Source organism: Variovorax sp. P4_B10 (assembly GCF_056402375.1).
The window spans coordinates 61,887-77,772 of sequence record NZ_JBFUHN010000001.1 but is presented as its reverse complement, the minus strand read 5'-3'; the positions used below and the strand labels follow the sequence as shown (position 1 = coordinate 77,772).

General features: G+C 67.0%; 15 protein-coding genes. 2 read left to right on the top strand and 13 right to left on the bottom strand.

What is annotated here, in order from left to right:
- Positions 1–5: 5 nt before the first annotated feature.
- The 8 genes from ispG to AC1DXX_RS00315 form a co-directional block, all read right to left on the bottom strand.
- A complete protein-coding gene (gene ispG / locus AC1DXX_RS00350) occupies positions 6–1,283 on the bottom strand; it encodes a flavodoxin-dependent (E)-4-hydroxy-3-methylbut-2-enyl-diphosphate synthase (RefSeq protein WP_478132171.1) in 1,278 nt (425 codons plus the stop codon).
- Positions 1,280–2,266, bottom strand: a complete 987-nt coding sequence (locus tag AC1DXX_RS00345; RefSeq protein WP_478132170.1) for a helix-turn-helix domain-containing protein — start codon at positions 2,264–2,266, stop codon at positions 1,280–1,282. Before AC1DXX_RS00345 ends, ispG begins: the two co-directional genes overlap by 4 nt.
- Positions 2,259–3,113: a type IV pilus biogenesis/stability protein PilW gene (gene pilW, locus AC1DXX_RS00340; protein ID WP_478132169.1), complete on the bottom strand. Its 855-nt coding sequence runs from the start codon at positions 3,111–3,113 to the stop codon at positions 2,259–2,261. Before pilW ends, AC1DXX_RS00345 begins: the two co-directional genes overlap by 8 nt.
- 4 nt (positions 3,114–3,117) lie before the next feature.
- Positions 3,118–4,284: a dual-specificity RNA methyltransferase RlmN gene (rlmN, locus tag AC1DXX_RS00335; RefSeq protein WP_478132168.1), complete on the bottom strand. Its 1,167-nt coding sequence runs from the start codon at positions 4,282–4,284 to the stop codon at positions 3,118–3,120.
- A 21-nt stretch (positions 4,285–4,305) separates the two neighbouring features.
- Positions 4,306–4,731, bottom strand: a complete 426-nt coding sequence (ndk, locus tag AC1DXX_RS00330; protein WP_478132167.1) for a nucleoside-diphosphate kinase — start codon at positions 4,729–4,731, stop codon at positions 4,306–4,308.
- Positions 4,732–4,883: 152 nt separating this feature from the next.
- Positions 4,884–6,650 (bottom strand): pseudouridine synthase, encoded by a 1,767-nt coding sequence (locus tag AC1DXX_RS00325; RefSeq protein ID WP_478132166.1) that lies wholly within the window; start codon positions 6,648–6,650, stop codon positions 4,884–4,886.
- Complete coding sequence (scpB, locus tag AC1DXX_RS00320) at positions 6,637–7,542, bottom strand: SMC-Scp complex subunit ScpB (protein WP_478132165.1); 906 nt, start codon at positions 7,540–7,542, stop codon at positions 6,637–6,639. The genes AC1DXX_RS00325 and scpB overlap by 14 nt, the downstream gene beginning before the upstream one ends.
- 129 nt (positions 7,543–7,671) lie before the next feature.
- The gene (locus tag AC1DXX_RS00315) at positions 7,672–8,640 is read right to left on the bottom strand and encodes an RluA family pseudouridine synthase (protein WP_478132164.1); all 969 of its coding nucleotides are present in this window, start codon (positions 8,638–8,640) and stop codon (positions 7,672–7,674) included.
- Between the two features lie 71 nt (positions 8,641–8,711).
- Between AC1DXX_RS00315 and AC1DXX_RS00310 the strand changes: the two genes are divergently transcribed.
- Positions 8,712–9,518, top strand: a complete 807-nt coding sequence (locus AC1DXX_RS00310; protein ID WP_478132322.1) for an outer membrane protein assembly factor BamD — start codon at positions 8,712–8,714, stop codon at positions 9,516–9,518.
- 4 nt (positions 9,519–9,522) lie between these two features.
- Here AC1DXX_RS00310 and AC1DXX_RS00305 read toward each other — a convergent pair whose 3' ends face one another.
- Together AC1DXX_RS00305 and AC1DXX_RS00300 are read right to left on the bottom strand one after the other, a co-directional pair.
- A complete protein-coding gene (locus AC1DXX_RS00305; RefSeq protein WP_478132163.1) occupies positions 9,523–11,574 on the bottom strand; it encodes an ATP-dependent DNA helicase in 2,052 nt (683 codons plus the stop codon).
- A complete protein-coding gene (locus AC1DXX_RS00300) occupies positions 11,571–11,774 on the bottom strand; it encodes a YdcH family protein (protein ID WP_478132162.1) in 204 nt (67 codons plus the stop codon). The genes AC1DXX_RS00305 and AC1DXX_RS00300 overlap by 4 nt, the downstream gene beginning before the upstream one ends.
- Before the next feature lie 108 nt (positions 11,775–11,882).
- Here AC1DXX_RS00300 and AC1DXX_RS00295 point away from each other — a divergent pair, with 108 nt between their 5' ends.
- Positions 11,883–12,665: a PP2C family protein-serine/threonine phosphatase gene (locus AC1DXX_RS00295; RefSeq protein ID WP_478132161.1), complete on the top strand. Its 783-nt coding sequence runs from the start codon at positions 11,883–11,885 to the stop codon at positions 12,663–12,665.
- A gap of 11 nt (positions 12,666–12,676) precedes the next feature.
- Here AC1DXX_RS00295 and AC1DXX_RS00290 read toward each other — a convergent pair whose 3' ends face one another.
- Genes AC1DXX_RS00290 through lpdA form a run of 3 tightly spaced genes read right to left on the bottom strand, consistent with a single transcriptional unit; the run spans position 12,677 to position 15,874 of the window.
- Positions 12,677–13,342 (bottom strand): hypothetical protein, encoded by a 666-nt coding sequence (locus AC1DXX_RS00290; protein WP_478132160.1) that lies wholly within the window; start codon positions 13,340–13,342, stop codon positions 12,677–12,679.
- Positions 13,339–14,439, bottom strand: coding sequence for a cell division protein ZapE (gene zapE, locus AC1DXX_RS00285; protein ID WP_478132159.1), 1,101 nt, complete (start codon positions 14,437–14,439; stop codon positions 13,339–13,341). The genes AC1DXX_RS00290 and zapE overlap by 4 nt, the downstream gene beginning before the upstream one ends.
- 4 nt (positions 14,440–14,443) lie before the next feature.
- Positions 14,444–15,874, bottom strand: a complete 1,431-nt coding sequence (lpdA, locus tag AC1DXX_RS00280; RefSeq protein ID WP_478132158.1) for a dihydrolipoyl dehydrogenase — start codon at positions 15,872–15,874, stop codon at positions 14,444–14,446.
- Positions 15,875–15,886: the final 12 nt, after the last annotated feature.

The window sequence follows — 15,886 nt, the reverse complement described above, 5'->3', positions numbered from 1 at the left end:
AGGTGTCAGGCAGCGACGGCGTGTTCGCCGCCGAAGCGCTTTTCGATGTAGGTTTCGACGAGCTGGTGAAACTCGTTGGCGATATTGTCGCCGCGCAGCGTGAGGGCCTTTTCGCCGTCGATGAAGACCGGCGCGGCAGGCGCCTCGCCGGTGCCGGGCAGGCTGATGCCGATGTCGGCGTGCTTGCTCTCGCCGGGGCCGTTGACGATACAGCCCATGACGGCCACCTTCATCGTTTCGACGCCCGGATATTTCGTGCGCCAGACCGGCATCTGCATCCGCAGGTAGTCGTCGATCTGCTTGGCGAGTTCCTGGAAGGTGGTGCTCGTGGTGCGGCCGCAGCCCGGGCAGGCCGTGACGCTCGGCACGAACACGCGCAGGCCCAGGGCCTGAAGAATCTCGTTGGCGATCAGCACTTCCTGCGTGCGCGACTCGCCCGGCTGCGGCGTGAGCGACACGCGGATGGTGTCGCCGATGCCCTCCTGCAGCAGGATCGACAGCGCCGTGGCCGAAGCCACCGTGCCCTTGGTGCCCATGCCGGCTTCGGTCAGGCCGAGGTGCAGCGGATAGTCGCAGCGCTTCGCGAGTTCACGGTACACCGAGATCAGGTCCTGCACGCCGCTGACCTTGCACGACAGGATGACCTGGTTGCCGGCCATGCCCATCGATTCGGCCAGCCTGGCGGACTCGATGGCCGAGGTGATCAGCGCCTCGTACATCACCTGCTTGGCGTCCCAGGGCTCCGCACGCCGGCTGTTGATGTCCATCAGGCTGGCCAGCAGTTCCTGATCGAGGCTGCCCCAGTTCACGCCGATGCRCACCGGCTTGTTCCAGCGCATCGCGGCATCGATCATCTGGCCGAACTGGCGGTCGCGCTTGTCGCCCTTGCCCACGTTGCCGGGGTTGATGCGGTATTTGCTCAGCGCCTCGGCACACGCCGGATAGTCGGTGAGCAGGCGGTGGCCGTTGTAGTGAAAGTCGCCGATCAGCGGCACGTCGATGCCCATGCGATCGAGCTGCTCGCGGATGTAGGGCACCTGGGCAGCGGCTTCGGGCGTGTTGACCGTGATACGGACCATTTCGGAACCCGCGATGGCGAGTTCCTTGACCTGGATGGCGGTGCCGATGGCGTCGACCGTGTCGGTGTTCGTCATCGACTGCACACGCACAGGCGCATCGCCACCGACCGTGACGACGCGCGGTCCCCAGACCACGCTGGCCTGGCGCGAGCGACGCGCCTTCGGCGCCGCCGATTCGATGGGTTGCGGAGTGCAGTCGGTCACGATGTCACCTCGAAACGCGCCACGCCGCCGCCGCGGGTGACAGGCTTCAGATCGTAGGGCTTTCCGCGCACCTGCACATCGACCGCCGAGGCCCGGCCCACCACCACGGACAGCGGCAGCGCGCCCGACAGTCCGACGGTTTCGCCGGCTTGCAGGCTGCGGCGCAGCAACTGCTTGCCGCCGGCTTCGGTCACGGTGATCCAGCACGCCTCGCGCGCCACGAAAACAAGCTGCTGGCTGCCGCTTGCGGCGGCGGCAACGGGAGACACCGCGGCGGGCGCAACCGGCGCTGCAGGTGCAGGTGCAGGTGCAGGTGCAGTCGCGGTCGTGTTTGCATTGGCCACGGCAGCGGGCGCACCACCGGCGGGTCCGCCCGGCGCGACGGCCTGCACAGGGACGTTCTCGGCGACAACGCCCGGCGTGCCCGAGGCGGACCCGGCCGTGGGCGCCTCGCTCGTCGAGCCTGCGTCGGGTTCGCTGCGCGACGTGAGGCGCGATACGGATGCGCCGATCTGGTCGAAGACCGACTGGGGCAGCCAGAACAGCGCTCCTGCGCCGATCAGCAGAAGCACGACGACCGTGAGCAGCGTGCGCGACGGCAGTCCGCTGGAGCGGCCGCCATTCCAGCGCGGGGTACTGGACACGACGTTGGACTTGAGCGTGCGGTCGGCCGCAGCCAACGGCGTGTGCCTCGTGCTCGGCAGCTTGGCGAGCACGGGCGCGGGGTCGATGCGCAGTGCCCGGCAGACGCTGCTGGCCAGGGCCCGCGCGAAGACCGGGTCGGGCAGCGAAGCGATGTCGTCCGCTTCGAGCGCCATGAGCTTCTGCGGCGGCACCTTGAGCGCTGCCGCCACCATTTCGATATGCAGTCCGTGCGCCTCGCGCGCCTCGCGCAGCATGTCGCCGGCGGTCTTGTGCGTGATGTCGCCTTCCTCGAGCGGCAGTGCCGCGGAGGTCCCGAACTCCGAAACCCGTTCAGTCATTGAAATTCCCGCGCTCGTACGCTATTGCCTCCCGCGATTGGGGGAAGCGGCGCTGAAGTTGGCCTCCCAACTGCGCGACAGCCTCGCGGTTGTTGAGCTTTCGTTCGATCTTGATGCCGAGCCAGAGCGTCTCGGAGCTGGCCGAAGGGCTGTTGTTGACGCGGCGAATGTAGAACTGCGCGCGCGACCATTCTTCGCGCTGCGCCAGCACCGAAGCCAGGTTGAAACCGACCACCGGATTGCCGGCATCGATTTCGTAGGCCTGCATCAGGCTGCGCTCCGCTTGCGGACGCAGGCCAGCCTTGAGCTCGCAGACGCCCTGCGTCATGAGCGTCTTGGCGCGGTCGGTGTAGCTGGGCACGGCGAGCGCTTCGGTGAACTGCTGCGCCGCGTCGCCATAGCGGTTCTGCTGGCACAGCAGCCAGCCGTAGTTGTGACGGATGTTGGGGTCACGGGGGCTGATGGCAATCGCGCGGCGGAAGCTGTCCTCGGCCATGCCGGCGTCTTCGAGCCGCATGTAGACGAGGCCGCGCAGGTTGTAGGCATCCGCATAGTTGGGGTCGGCAACCAGTGCCTGCTTGATCTCGTCGAGCGCAACGGTGGTCTGGCCATGCTCGAAGTAACCGGAGGCCAGCTCCATGCGCAGGCGCGCGCGGCGCTGCCGGTTGGTCTCGTCGGACTCGGTCACGATCTCGGTGCCCTTGCCCGAGCTGGTGTCGGCCAGGCTGGTGGTGGTGGTCCGCGTGTTGACGCAGCCGGCGAGCAGAAACGCCACGGCGACACCGGCGAAACTTGCAGCCGACATGCGCTGCACGCTCGCGGTGGTCATCGGAAAGGCCATGCTCATCGCTTCAATGCTCCTGGGAGACGGTAGGGGTCTTGCGCATCGGATGCAAGACAACGGGGCGCTCCGTCGCACGGCGCTGGGCCATGCGCTCGGCCGCGCGGGTGCGGTCCTTGACGTCGCCGGCGAGCTGTCCGCAGGCGGCATCGATGTCGTCGCCGCGCGTCTTGCGCACGGTGGTCACGAGACCTGCCTCGCTCAGCGTCCTGGCAAACGCCAGCACGCGCGGCTGCGGCGAACGCAGCAGGCCCGAGGCCGGAAACGGATTGAACGGAATCAGGTTGAACTTGCACGAGACGTTGTGGCTGCGCACGAGCTCCACCAGCTGACGCGCATGCTCGGGCTGGTCGTTGACGCCGTCGAGCATGCAGTACTCGAAGGTGATGAAGTCGCGCGGCGCGTGCGCCAGGTAGCGCTTGCAGGCCTCGAGCAGTTCGGCAATCGGGTACTTGCGATTGAGCGGCACGAGGTCGTCGCGCAGCGCATCGTTGGGCGCATGCAGCGAGACGGCCATCGCCACCGGGCAATCGGCGCCCAGGCGGTCGATCATCGGCACCACGCCGGAGGTCGACACGGTGACGCGGCGGCGCGACAGCCCGTAGGCGTTGTCGTCGAGCATGGTGCGCAATGCGGGCACCAGCGCGCTGTAGTTCTGCAGTGGCTCGCCCATGCCCATCATCACCACGTTGGAGATGACGCGTCCATCCTTGTCAGGACTGCGCTTCAGGTGCTTGCGCAGGAAGTGCTCGGCAAACCACAGCTGGGCGATGATTTCACCCGTGGCGAGGTTGCGGCTGAAGCCCTGATGCCCGGTCGAGCAGAAACGGCAACCGACCGCACAGCCGGCCTGCGAGGACACGCACAGCGTGCCCCGGTCGTCTTCGGGAATGAACACGGCCTCGACCGCATCACCGCCGCCGACGTCGAACAGCCATTTGATCGTGCCGTCCTTGGATTCGTGCTGCGTGAGAACCGGCAAGGCCTCGACGCGCGCGGTGGTCGCGAGCTTTTCGCGCAGCGACTTGGCCAGATCGGTCATCTGGGTGAAATCGCTGGCGCCACGCTGGTGAATCCAGCGGAACAACTGCGTGGCGCGGAACTTCTTCTCGCCGAGTTTTTCGCAGAACGCAGCCAGCCCCTCGAGATCGAAGTCGAGCAGATTGGCCGTGGTCATGGAATCGGTCGGCAGACGGCTTCAGCGTGCGTAGACGTTGAGGCCGGCGAAGAAGAACGAGACTTCGTTCGCTGCGGTTTCGGGAGCGTCCGAACCGTGCACGGCGTTGGCGTCGATGCTGTCGGCGAAGTCGGCGCGGATGGTGCCGGCGGCTGCCTTCTTGGGGTCAGTGGCGCCCATCAGGTCACGGTTCTTGGCGATGGCGTTGTCGCCTTCGAGCACTTGCACGAACACGGGGCCCGAGATCATGAACTCGACCAGGTCCTTGAAGAAGGGACGCTCCTTGTGGACTGCGTAGAACTGCTCGGCTTCGTTGCGCGACAGATGCACCAGCTTGGCGGCGACGATCTTGAGGCCGGCAGCTTCGAAGCGGGAAACGATCTTGCCGATGACGTTCTTGGCGACTGCGTCGGGCTTGATGATGGAAAGAGTACGTTCGATAGCCATTGAAATGCTTCCTGAGCTTTGATTTTGAAGTGTTTTGTCACAACTGCAGCGAATTTGTTGCACTACATGTCGACAAAGCCTCTGATTTTAACCGGCGCAGCCCTCGGGATTGGTGAAAACCCCGCGAAAGGCCGCGCCGCCGCGGCTGGTTTTCAGCGTCCGCGACGGCGTCCGCCGCCCGAACCGCCAAAACCACCACCGCCGCCGCCGGGCGCCCCGCCGCCTCCGCTGCGGCGCCCCTGCCCTCCGCGCTGCTCCTTGCGCTGGCGCGAGAAGCTGTCGGCGCCGATGTAGCCCAGCGAGGTCTTCATCGGATCGGGTTGGTTGGCACCGCTCGGCTGGCGATCGTCGCCCTGGCGATTGCCGCCGCCCTGCCCTTGCCGGTTGTTGCCGCCGGCATTGCCGCGGCGCCCCTGCGGTGGGCCGCCGTTGCCGCCACCGCGGTTGGCACGGCCACCGCGCTCGCCGCGCGGCGGACGCCCGTCGCCCAACGGGTTGGGAATGGGGGCCTCGCGCCCTTCATCCCGCGAATCGCGCATGTCGCGCGGCTGCTGGCCCTGAACACCGCCATTGCGGTTGCCACGGCGCTTCTTGTTGCGTCCACCACCCTCGGGACTACCGGGGCCCCGTTGCTGCGGACCCGCGGGGCGCGCCACCGCACCACCGGAGGCCTGGAACAGCGCGCGGATGTCGCGCTCGTCGAGCTCCATCCAGGCACCGCGTTTCAGGCCGCGCGGCAGGACCATGGCGCCATAGCGGATGCGGATCAGCCGGCTGACCGCGTGGCCCACCGACTCGAACAGGCGGCGCACCTCGCGGTTGCGACCTTCGGAGATGGTGACGCGATACCAGCAGTTCGAGCCTTCGCCGCCGCCCTCTTCGATGGTGCCGAACTGGGCCATGCCATCTTCGAGGCGAACGCCGTCGAGCAGCTTCTGCTTCTCTTCGCTGCTGAGCGCGCCCAGCACGCGGACCGCGTACTCGCGCTCCAGGCCGAAGCGCGGGTGCATCAGTTGATTGGCGAGGTCGCCCGAGCTGCTGAACAGCAGCAGGCCTTCGGTGTTCAGGTCGAGCCGGCCGACCGACTRCCACTTGCCCTGCTGCAGGCGTGGCAGCTTGCGGAACACGGTGGGCCGGTTCTGCGGATCGTCGTGCGTGACCACCTCGCCGACGGGCTTGTGGTACGCGATCACACGCGGCGGCGGCGGCGCGATGCGGTAGCGGATGGGCTTGCCGTTGATCTTGACCTGGTCGCCGTACTGGATGCGCTGGCCGATGTGAGCAGGTTCGTTGTTGACCGAAATGCGGCCCTGGAGAATCAGTTGCTCCATCTCGAGCCGCGAGCCGAGGCCGGCCTGCGCCAGCACCTTGTGCAGCTTGGGCGAATCGGCTTCTGGCAGCAGCACGCGCTTGAGCGGCGGCACCTCGGGACTTTCCTCGTCGGCATCGAACTGGCCCGAAATGACGTCCGCGAAGCGAATCGGCTCGGGCGGCGGTGCATTGCGCTGTTCGCGATCGGCGGCACGGCGCGCACGGTCGAGGTCGTCCTCTTCCTCGTCGGGCTCTTCGTCCTCTTCCTCGTCGTCGCCCTGGTCGCCGCGATCGGCTTGCTCCGCGGCCCGCTCCTGGCGAGCCTCGACGGGGGCAGCCTGCCGCTCTTCTTCAGGCGCAGCGACGACCGGAGCCGCGACCGCGGGCTCTGCAGGTTCGGCCTGCTCGACCGCCGGAGCCGCTTCGGCTTCAACCTGCTCGACCAGCTTCTTCTTGCGCGGGCGGCGCTTCTTGGGAGCCTCGCCATCGGCAGGCGCTGCGGAATCAATAGCAGCATCCGCAGCCTGTTCAGGCGTTTGCGCCTCTTTCTTCTCGGATTCAGGCGCGACCGGCAGCATGGCCGCGTCGTCGATGTCAGATGGGCTCATGAGGTTTTTCCGGAGGAACAGCGTGGGGGTCGACCTCGTCCTGGGACGCGGTATCGGGGTCGGAATCGGCAGCGGGTGCGGGCGCGACTTCGGCGGGAGGTTCGGCTTCGCCGTCTGTGGGAAGCGGGGCTTCATCCGCTTCGGCGGCTTCGGCCACATCCACGGAGGCCGCGTCTTCGGCGACCTGCGCAGCGGCGGCTTCCACCGCTTCCGTAGCGGCCTCGACAGCATCGTCGAGTGGCAGCAACGCCTCTTCCGGCGCCGATTCCACGTCGCCGTCGGCCGACGCATCGGCGTCGGTTTCGGGCACTGCATCGATGGGCAGGTCCGGCTGATCGCCCGCCGCCTGCTCGAGCGCATCGACCAGCGCGGCCTGCTGCGCGGGCGTTTCGATCAGCGGCAGCTGGTCGAGGGAGGCAAGGCCAAGATCGTCGAGAAACTGGCGGGTGGTCGCATACAGCGCGGGCCGGCCGACGGTTTCGCGGTGGCCGATCACCTCGACCCACCCGCGGTCCTCGAGCTGCTTCAGGATCATCGAGTTGATCGTGACACCCCGGATGTCTTCCATGTCGCCGCGCGTGGCCGGCTGACGGTAGGCAATGATCGCCAGCGTTTCGAGCGCGGCGCGCGTGTAGCGCGGCGGCTTCTCGGGATGCAGGCGATCGAGGTGGTCGCGCATCTCCGGCCGGCTCTGAAAGCGCCAGCCGCTGCCGACGCTCACGAGCTCCAGGCCGCGTTGCGCCCAGTCTTCCTGCAATTCAAGCAACAGCACCTTGATGGTGTCCACACCCAGCTCGTCGTCGAACAGCACGCGCATGTCGCGCACCGGCAGCGGCTGGCTCGAACAGATCAAGGCGGTTTCGAGAATGCGCTTGGCATCCGCCGTATTCATGGTTCGCGTTATCCGGGAAAAGGCGCCTGGTGGACGCTTGTTCAGAAGGATGAAAGAAGTAGGCGTTGCCGGCACGCGGCGATTGCAACGCAAGGCCGGCATCGGGTGGCCGGCGCGGCCCTCGGGCCGTCAGGCGCGATTGTAATCCAGCCCCCAGGTCTGCAACGCCTGGGCCAGGTCGGGTGGCGGCAGCGAGCGGAACTCCAACGGCGCTTGTGTGACGGGGTGCACGAACGCCAGCCTGAAGGCATGGAGCGCCTGGCGCGCCAGGCCCGCGGCCGGGGCGCCCCCATAGAGCACATCGCCGACCAGCGGATGCCCGATCGACGCCATGTGCACACGGATCTGGTGGGTGCGGCCGGTTTCGAGGGTGCAGCGCACGGCGCATCCATCGGCATTGCCGTCGAGCCGCTCGATCAGCGTACGGGCCGTCTTGCCCGGATGGCGCTCCAGGTCGACCACGGCCATGCGCAGCCGGTTGCGCGGATCGCGACCGATCGGGGCATCGACCTGGCGGGCAGCGGGGCCGACCCACGGCTTGTGCCCGATCGCCAGGTACTGCCGCTTGACCTCGCGCGCGGCGATCAGCGCCACCATGGCGTCCATCGCGGCCCGCGTGCGCGCAACGACCATCAGCCCGCTGGTATCGCGGTCCAGCCGGTGCACGATGCCGGCGCGCGGCAGCAGCACGGCCTTCGGGTCCAGCGCCAGCAACCCGTTCAGGAGCGTGCCGCTCCAGTGGCCGGGCGCCGGATGCACCACCAGGCCGGCCGGCTTGTCGATGATGCGCAGGTGCTCGTCCTCGTGCACGGTGACGATGTCCATCGCCTCGGGCCGGAAGGCCTGGCTCTGGGGCGTGGGCCGCAGTTCGATGTGCCCCGCCTGCCCGGCGCGCACGGTGGCCGAGGCCTTGGTGAGCGTGCGCCCCTGCAGCGCCACCGCGCCGGCTTCGATCAGTTGCTGCAGGTAGCTGCGCGAAAATTCGGGCACCAGGGCGGCGAGCGCGCGATCGAGCCGTTGCCCGTGCTGCTCCTGGCGCACGGCAAAGGCTCGCAGCTCGCTGGATTCGACCGGATCGGCCCCCTCTTCGGGTTCCATGGTTTCCTGAGGGTCGCCCAAAGGGCCGGTCGATATAATTGAGGGCAACTGTTTCACGAAAGCCGTATGTGATGTTTCGCGCCAAATTATCGGTCCCCGTCTGGATCGCGCTCAGCGCGGCGGCTCTGCTAGCAACCGGTTGCTCTTCCACCAAGGAAGACAAGACCGCAGGCTGGAGTCCCAACCGCATCTACTCGGAAGCCAAGGACGAAGTCGGCTCGGGTGCCTACGACAAGGCCGTGCCACTGTACGAAAAGCTCGAAGGCCGCGCTGCCGGCACACCGCTGGCACAGCAAGCCCAGCTCGAAAAGGCCTACGCCCAGTACAAGGCCGGCGAAAAAGCCAATGCCATCGCCACGATCGACCGGTTCATGAAGTTGCACCCGGCCAGCCCGGCGCTCGACTATGCGCTCTACCTCAAGGGCGTGATCAACTTCAACGACGATCTCGGCATGTTTGCGTTCCTGACGCGCCAGGACCTGTCCGAGCGCGACCAGAAGGCCGCCAAGGAGTCGTTCGAGTCCTTCAGGGACCTCGTCACGCGCTTCCCCGAGTCGCGCTATGCGCCCGACGCGCGCCAGCGCATGAACTACATCGTGAACTCGCTCGCCCAGTACGAGGTTCACGTGGCGCGCTACTACTACTCGCGCGGCGCCTACCTGGCGGCCATCAACCGGGCGCAGATCGCGCTGTCCGACTACCGCGAAGTGCCGGCACTCGAAGAAGCCCTGTACATCATGGTGAAGTCGTACGATGCCCTCGGCATGAAGGAACTGCGCGACGACGCCCAGCGCGTGCTGACCACCAACTACCCGCAGAGCTCGTATCTGGCGAACGGCTTCCGGGGCAAGGACGACCCCTGGTGGAAGGTCTGGTAAAGCGCTAGTACGGATTCTTGAGGGCGTCGATGGCGCTCTCGAAATCCGATTCGCTTTCGAGCCGCCGCATCGGCGGCAGTGCCGCCAGCAGCCGGCGGCCATAGCCCATCGCAACCAGCCGGGTGTCGCAAATCGCCAGCACGCCGCTGTCGGTTTCGCGGCGAATCAAGCGCCCTGCTCCCTGCTTGAGTGCGACGGCCGCCTCGGGCAACGAATAGTCGCTGAACGAGCTGCGTCCCTGCGCTTCCAGACGCTGTGATCGGGCCTCGACCAGCGGGTCGTTGGGCGGTGGAAACGGCAGCTTGTCGATCACCACCAGCTGCAAGGCATCGCCCGGTGCATCGAAGCCCTCCCAGAACGATGCCGACGCCACCAGCACGCAGCCTGCGCGTCCCGCACTCGCACCTTCGCGAAAGCGGTCCATGAGCACGCGCTTGGGCAGTTCGCCCTGAACCAGTACCTCGGGCCGCACCTCCGCCTCGAGCAGTTCGAACTGCTGCTTCATCGCGTCGCCGATGGTGCGCAGCGCGCGCAGCGTGGTCGTCAGCACCAGCGTGCGCCCGCCGAGTTCGGTGGCGCCGCGCGCGGCCAGCTGCGCCACCTTCAGGCTGTGCGAGGCGTCGTTGGGCTTCGGAAAGACACGTGGCACATAGAGCGCGGCCTGCGACGCGTAGTCGAACGGGCTCTGGACGCGCAGCACCTCGGCATCGCGAAGGCCACAAGGTTCGGTGAACCAGCGCAGGGTCGGTTCGTCGCCCAGCGTGGCGGAGGTGAAAACCCAGGCGCGGCGGCTGCTCTCCTGCGGCACGGCCCCTTCGCCTTCCTCATCCTCATCGCCGTCGGCAGGCTCGCTGATCTTGAGCACGCGCTTGCGCATGGCGTCGGCAATGTCGAGCGGCGACTCGATCAGCCGCAGCTGCGAGCCCACATCCACCCAGCGCACCGAATCGACTTCGCAGGGCAGCGCGAAGCGTGCCGCCCGCTTGGCGAGCTGCTGTGCCCGCTCGTGCAGGCGCACGAAGTCGGGCGAAATCTCGCTGACCGTGTCGAGCCCCTCGGCCGCCATCTCGAACGAGTGCTGCAGATCCTCGAGCGCACCCTGCCAGGCACCGGGGTCGACCCCCTCCGGCGACTGCCCCAGCCAGCGCAGTTTGGCGCCGGGCCACTGCTTGCCGACCACGAGCCGCAACTCGCGCGCGGCCCGCTCGACCGCCGCCACCAGTTGCTGCCAATCGACCAGCCCGCGCGCATGTTGCAGGCCGGCCCCCAGCAGATCGCGCGCGAAGTCGAGCGCCTGGCCGCTGCCGAGCTGCGCGCCCAGAAACTGGACGCCGGTTTCGTTGAGCTGATGCGCCTCGTCGAACACCACCACGCTCACGGTCGGCAGCAGCTCCGCCATGCCGGTTTCGCGCACCGCGAGATCGGCAAAGAACAGGTGGTGGTTGATGACCACGATGTCGGCGGCCAGCGCCTCGCGCCGGGCGAGGTTGACGTGGCAGGGCTTGAACTGCGGGCACTGCGCACCCAGGCAGTTTTCGCGCGTCGATGTGATCAGCGGAATCAGCGGAGAACGCTCGTCGAGCCCCGGCAGCTCGGCCAGGTCGCCGGTGCGCGTGGCCTTCGACCATTGCTCGATCTTGGCGAGCGTCCGCAGGCTGCCGCGCTCCGGCAGCGAAGCGTCGTGGCGCGCCATGTCGAGCCGGTGCAGGCACAGGTAGCTGCCCCGCCCCTTGAGCAGCGCCGTGCGCACCGGCAGCCCGAAGGCCTCGACCAGCCGCGGCAGGTCGCGGCCGAACAGTTGATCCTGCAGGGTCTTGGTGGCGGTCGACAGCAGCACGCGCTCGCCGCTCAGCAAGGCCGGCACGAGGTACGAAAAGGTCTTGCCCACGCCGGTGCCGGCCTCGACCACCAGCACGCCGCCCTGGTCGATGGTGCGGGCCACCGCCATTGCCATGTCGGTCTGGCCCGAGCGCTCCCGGAACTGATCGGCCGCACGCGAGAGCACGCCGTCCTGCGCGAAAGCGTCGCGCACCTTGTTCTCGAGCGTCTCCGTCACGCGGGCTCTCTCGGGTCGAGCATGTTTTCGAGGCGCGTGATCTGGTCGCGCAAGGCGAGGCGGCGCTTCTTCAGGCGTCGCAGCAGAAGCTCGTCTTGCGGCGAGGCCTCGGCCAGCCGGTCGATGGTGGCGTCCAGATCTGCATGCTCGATACGCAGTTCGATCAGCTGGCGGGAAAGGGAGTGGAGATTAGAGTCCAACGGTGGGGGTGCGAACGCAGGGTTTGCGTGACGCATGTTCATTCGATAATACGTCCTGATACGAATTTACGAGAAGACAGGAAGCGCGCCTTTGGCGCACATGTGCTCATGACCCAAGGCTTTCGACTTGCCGCCGCCACCGGACTCCACAAAGGAGACCGTCCCTATCAACAGGACCAGGTGTTGATGATGAGCCATCCGCGCGCGCCGGGCTGCGTGCTGGGCGTCATTGCCGACGGCATGGGCGGGCGCAGCGGCGGCCGCAAGGCATCCGACCAGGTGCTGATGACGGCACGCCAGCTCTTCACCCGCTACCACCCCGACCGCGACGACCCCGAGGCCGTCCTGCGGCAGCTCCTGGACGACGCGCACACGGTGATCAAGCTCACGGCATTGTCGAGCGAGCAGGAGCCGCACAGCACGCTGGCGGCCTTCCTGATGAACCCCAAGGGCGGCTGCGCCTGGATTCATGCCGGCGACTCGCGCATCTATCACTTTCACGACGGGCAACTGATCAAGCGCACGCGCGACCATTCGTACGTGCAGGCGCTGGTCGACCGAGGCCAGATCAGCGAGGCCGAGGCCAATGTGCATCCGCAGGGCAACATCCTGCTCGGCTGCCTGGGCATGGCAACGACGCCGCCGCCGATCGACCCGCACTACATCCCCAAGATGCAAACGGGCGACCTGCTGATGGCGTGCAGCGACGGGCTCTGGCATTACTTCAGTCCCGAGGAGCTGGCGAGCGTGCTGTACGCACAGCCGCCGCGCGACGCGGTCGAAATCCTGGTGGCAGAAGCCCGTCGCCGGGCCCGCGGCACAGGCGACAACATCTCGATTGCCGTGCTGAAATTCGACCCGTTGCCAGCGACAGCCGCAGCGGCAGCCTGATCGCCCCGGCCTCAGGGCGCGGGTGACGATGCGGGCGGGGCCGGCGGCAGAGGGGCTCCGCGCGGCTTGCTGCGGTTGGCGTTCTGCCGCTCGCGGCTCGCCCTGTGCTCTTCGGCCTTTTTCTGCTTGTCCGCGAAGCGCTCGGCGGCGGCCGGCGCCTCCGCACGGCGCTGCGCAGCCTTGGCCTGCTCGTCGACGTGCGCCTTCTGCTTGTCGTCGAACTGGCGCTGACGCTCGGCGGCCTCTGCCGCGGTGGAAGCCCGGCTGGCCGCATGGTCGGCCGCGCGCTGCTCGCGATCCTTCTGGCCCTGCTGCGACTGCTCCTGCTTTTCGCGCGTGTCCTGCGGGCGCTGCGTCGCCGCCTTCTGGTCGAGTTTCTGGAGCTCCGCGGCACCGCTGCGCTGGCGCTGGATGTCGTTGATCGCGGTTTCCTGGCGCTTGATGTTGTCGATCTCCACGCGCCGCCGGCTCCGGCTCGCGCGCAGACAGTCCTCGACCGCGAACTTCTTGTAGCAAACCGCCCGCTCCTGGGCGAAGCGCGTCTCGATGGCCTCGCGCTCGGCAGAAAGCCTGCTGCGCTCGGCTTCGAGGTTGGCGTTGCCGGCCGCGGCGTTCGACTGCGCCCAGAGCGGAAGGCTGGCCAACGTCATCAGCAGGACAAGGGCGATTTTTTTCATGTGAGTCGGGTATCGACGATGCGGCGTTCCAGGGAGAGGAACTCGCTCGACTGCATTTCGGTGAGCCGGGAGACCGTGCGCGGAAACTCGTGCGCCAGCGGCCCCTCGGTGTACAACGCCTCGGGCGGAACCTCGGCCGACATGATGAGCTTCACGCGCCGGTCGTACAAGACGTCGACCAGCCAGGTGAAACGGCGTGCTTCGGACGCCATGCGCACCGGCATGTGCGGCACGTCGGACAGCAGCACGGTATGGAACTGGCTCGCGATCTCGAGATAGTCGTTCTGCGAGCGCGGTCCGCCGCAGAGCGTCTTGAAGTCGAACCAGACCACGCCGCCTGCCTTGCGCCGCGCGCGGATCTCGCGCGCCTCGATGTGCAGGATCGGGTTTTCGTCGGCCGTCTCGGCCAGCTTGTCGAAGGCCTTGCGCATCTCCTTCTCGGCCGCCGCATCGTTCGGCGTGAGGTACATGCGCAATTGCTCGAGCGTGCGGCGCCGGTAGTCGGTGCCGTTGTCCACGCTGAGCACTTCGAGTTTCTCGTTCAGCAGCGCGATCGCGGGCAGGATGCGGTCGCGGTGCAGCCCGCCGGGATACAGGTCGTCGGGCTTGAAATTGGAGGTGGTGACAAAGCCGACGCCGTTTTCGAACAGCGACACCAGGAGCCGATGAAGAATCATCGCGTCGGTAATGTCCGCCACGTGGAACTCGTCGAAGCAGATCAGCTTGTAGCGCTTGGATATCCGCAGACCCAGTTCGTCGAGCGGATTCACCGTGCCTTGCAGCTCGCGCAACTCGCGGTGCACCTCGCGCATGAACTCGTGAAAGTGCAGGCGCGTCTTGCGCCGCAGCGGCACGGCGTTGAAAAAAAGGTCCATCAGGAAGCTCTTGCCCCGCCCGACGCCACCGTACATGTAGACGCCACGCGGCAGCTCGGGCCGGTTGATGAACTTCTTCAGCGCATTCGAACGCTGGGCCTTGTAGTCGGCCCATTCGCTCGCACAGCGATCCAGTGCCTCCACGGCGCGCAGTTGCGCGGGATCGCTTCGGAACCCGCGCACGGCGAGTTCCGCCTCGTAGGCCTGTTTGACGCTGGTCAAAGGATCAGAAGTTCAACGTGCGCTTGTCCACGGCCAGCGCGGCTTCCTTCGTGGCTTCCGACAGCGACGGGTGCGCGTGGCAGATGCGCGCGATGTCTTCGGCGCTCGCCTTGAACTCCATCGCCACGACGGCTTCGGAGATCAGCTCGCTGGCCTGCGGGCCCACGATGTGCACGCCGAGGATCTCGTCGGTCGCCGCGTCGGCCAGGAACTTGACCATGCCGGTCGTGTCGCCCAGCGCGCGTGCGCGGCCGTTCGCAAGGAACGGGAAGGTGCCGGCCTTGTAGGCACGGCCCGAAGCCTTGAGCTGCTGCTCGGTCTGGCCGACCCACGCGATCTCGGGGTTGGTGTAGATCACCCACGGCACGGTATTGAAGTTGACGTGACCGTGCTGGCCCGCAATGCGTTCCGCCACGGCAACGCCCTCTTCCTCGGCCTTGTGCGCGAGCATCGGGCCGCGCACCACGTCGCCGATGGCCCAGACGTTGGGCAGGCTGGTCTTGCAGTCGTCGTCGACCGCGATGGCACCACGCTCGTCGAGCTTGAGGCCCACGGCCTCCACGTTCAGTCCGATGGTGTTGGGCACGCGACCGATCGAAACGATCAGCTTGTCGACGTCCAGCGTCTGCGCTTCGCCCTTGGCATTGGTCCAGGCAACGCTCACGCCCTTCTTCGACGACTTGATCTCACCGACCTTGACGCCGAGTTCGATCTTGAGCTTCTGCTTGTCGAAAGCCTTCTTGGCTTCCTTGGCGATCTGCTCGTCGACCGCGCCGAGGAAGGTCGGCAGCGCTTCGAGCACCGTGACTTCGGCACCGAGGCGACGCCACACCGAGCCCATTTCGAGGCCGATGACGCCCGAACCGATCAGCCCCAGCTTCTTCGGCACGGCGCCGATGCGCAGCGCGCCGTCGTTGGAGAGGATGTTCTCCTCGTCGAACGGCGCACCCGGCAGCGCGCGGGCATTGGAGCCCGTGGCCACGATGACGTGCTTGCCGCTGATCGATTCTTCGGCCGCGCCCGCCACCTTGATCTCATAGCCGGTCTCGTCGGTCTTCACGAACGATGCGCGGCCATGGAAGAAGGTGATCTTGTTCTTCTTGAACAGGTAAAGGATGCCGTCGTTGTTCTGCTTCACGACCTGGTCCTTGCGAGCCAGCATCTTGTCGAGGTCGAGGCCCAGGCCTTCGACCTTGATGCCATGGTCGGCGAAGTGATGGCCGGCCTGGTCGAAATGCTCCGACGACTGCAGCAGCGCCTTCGAGGGGATGCAGCCGACGTTGGTGCAGGTGCCGCCCGGTGCGGGGCCGCCCTTGCCGTTCTTCCACTCGTCGATGCAGGCGACGTTGAAGCCGAGTTGCGCGGCGCGGATGGCGGCGATGTAGCCGCCGGGGCCGCCGCCGATGACGATGACGTCGAATTGTTTGTTTGCCATCTGATTCTTTCT

Coding starts and splice junctions, on each gene's coding strand:
- AC1DXX_RS00345 (WP_478132170.1), bottom strand. CDS start 2,266: ATGACTGAACGGGTTTCGGAGTTCGGGACCTCCGCGGCACTGCCGCTC.
- pilW (WP_478132169.1), bottom strand. CDS start 3,113: ATGAGCATGGCCTTTCCGATGACCACCGCGAGCGTGCAGCGCATGTCG.
- rlmN (WP_478132168.1), bottom strand. CDS start 4,284: ATGACCACGGCCAATCTGCTCGACTTCGATCTCGAGGGGCTGGCTGCG.
- ndk (WP_478132167.1), bottom strand. CDS start 4,731: ATGGCTATCGAACGTACTCTTTCCATCATCAAGCCCGACGCAGTCGCC.
- scpB (WP_478132165.1), bottom strand. CDS start 7,542: ATGAATACGGCGGATGCCAAGCGCATTCTCGAAACCGCCTTGATCTGT.
- AC1DXX_RS00315 (WP_478132164.1), bottom strand. CDS start 8,640: ATGGAACCCGAAGAGGGGGCCGATCCGGTCGAATCCAGCGAGCTGCGA.
- AC1DXX_RS00310 (WP_478132322.1), top strand. CDS start 8,712: ATGTTTCGCGCCAAATTATCGGTCCCCGTCTGGATCGCGCTCAGCGCG.
- AC1DXX_RS00295 (WP_478132161.1), top strand. CDS start 11,883: ATGACCCAAGGCTTTCGACTTGCCGCCGCCACCGGACTCCACAAAGGA.
- AC1DXX_RS00290 (WP_478132160.1), bottom strand. CDS start 13,342: ATGAAAAAAATCGCCCTTGTCCTGCTGATGACGTTGGCCAGCCTTCCG.
- lpdA (WP_478132158.1), bottom strand. CDS start 15,874: ATGGCAAACAAACAATTCGACGTCATCGTCATCGGCGGCGGCCCCGGC.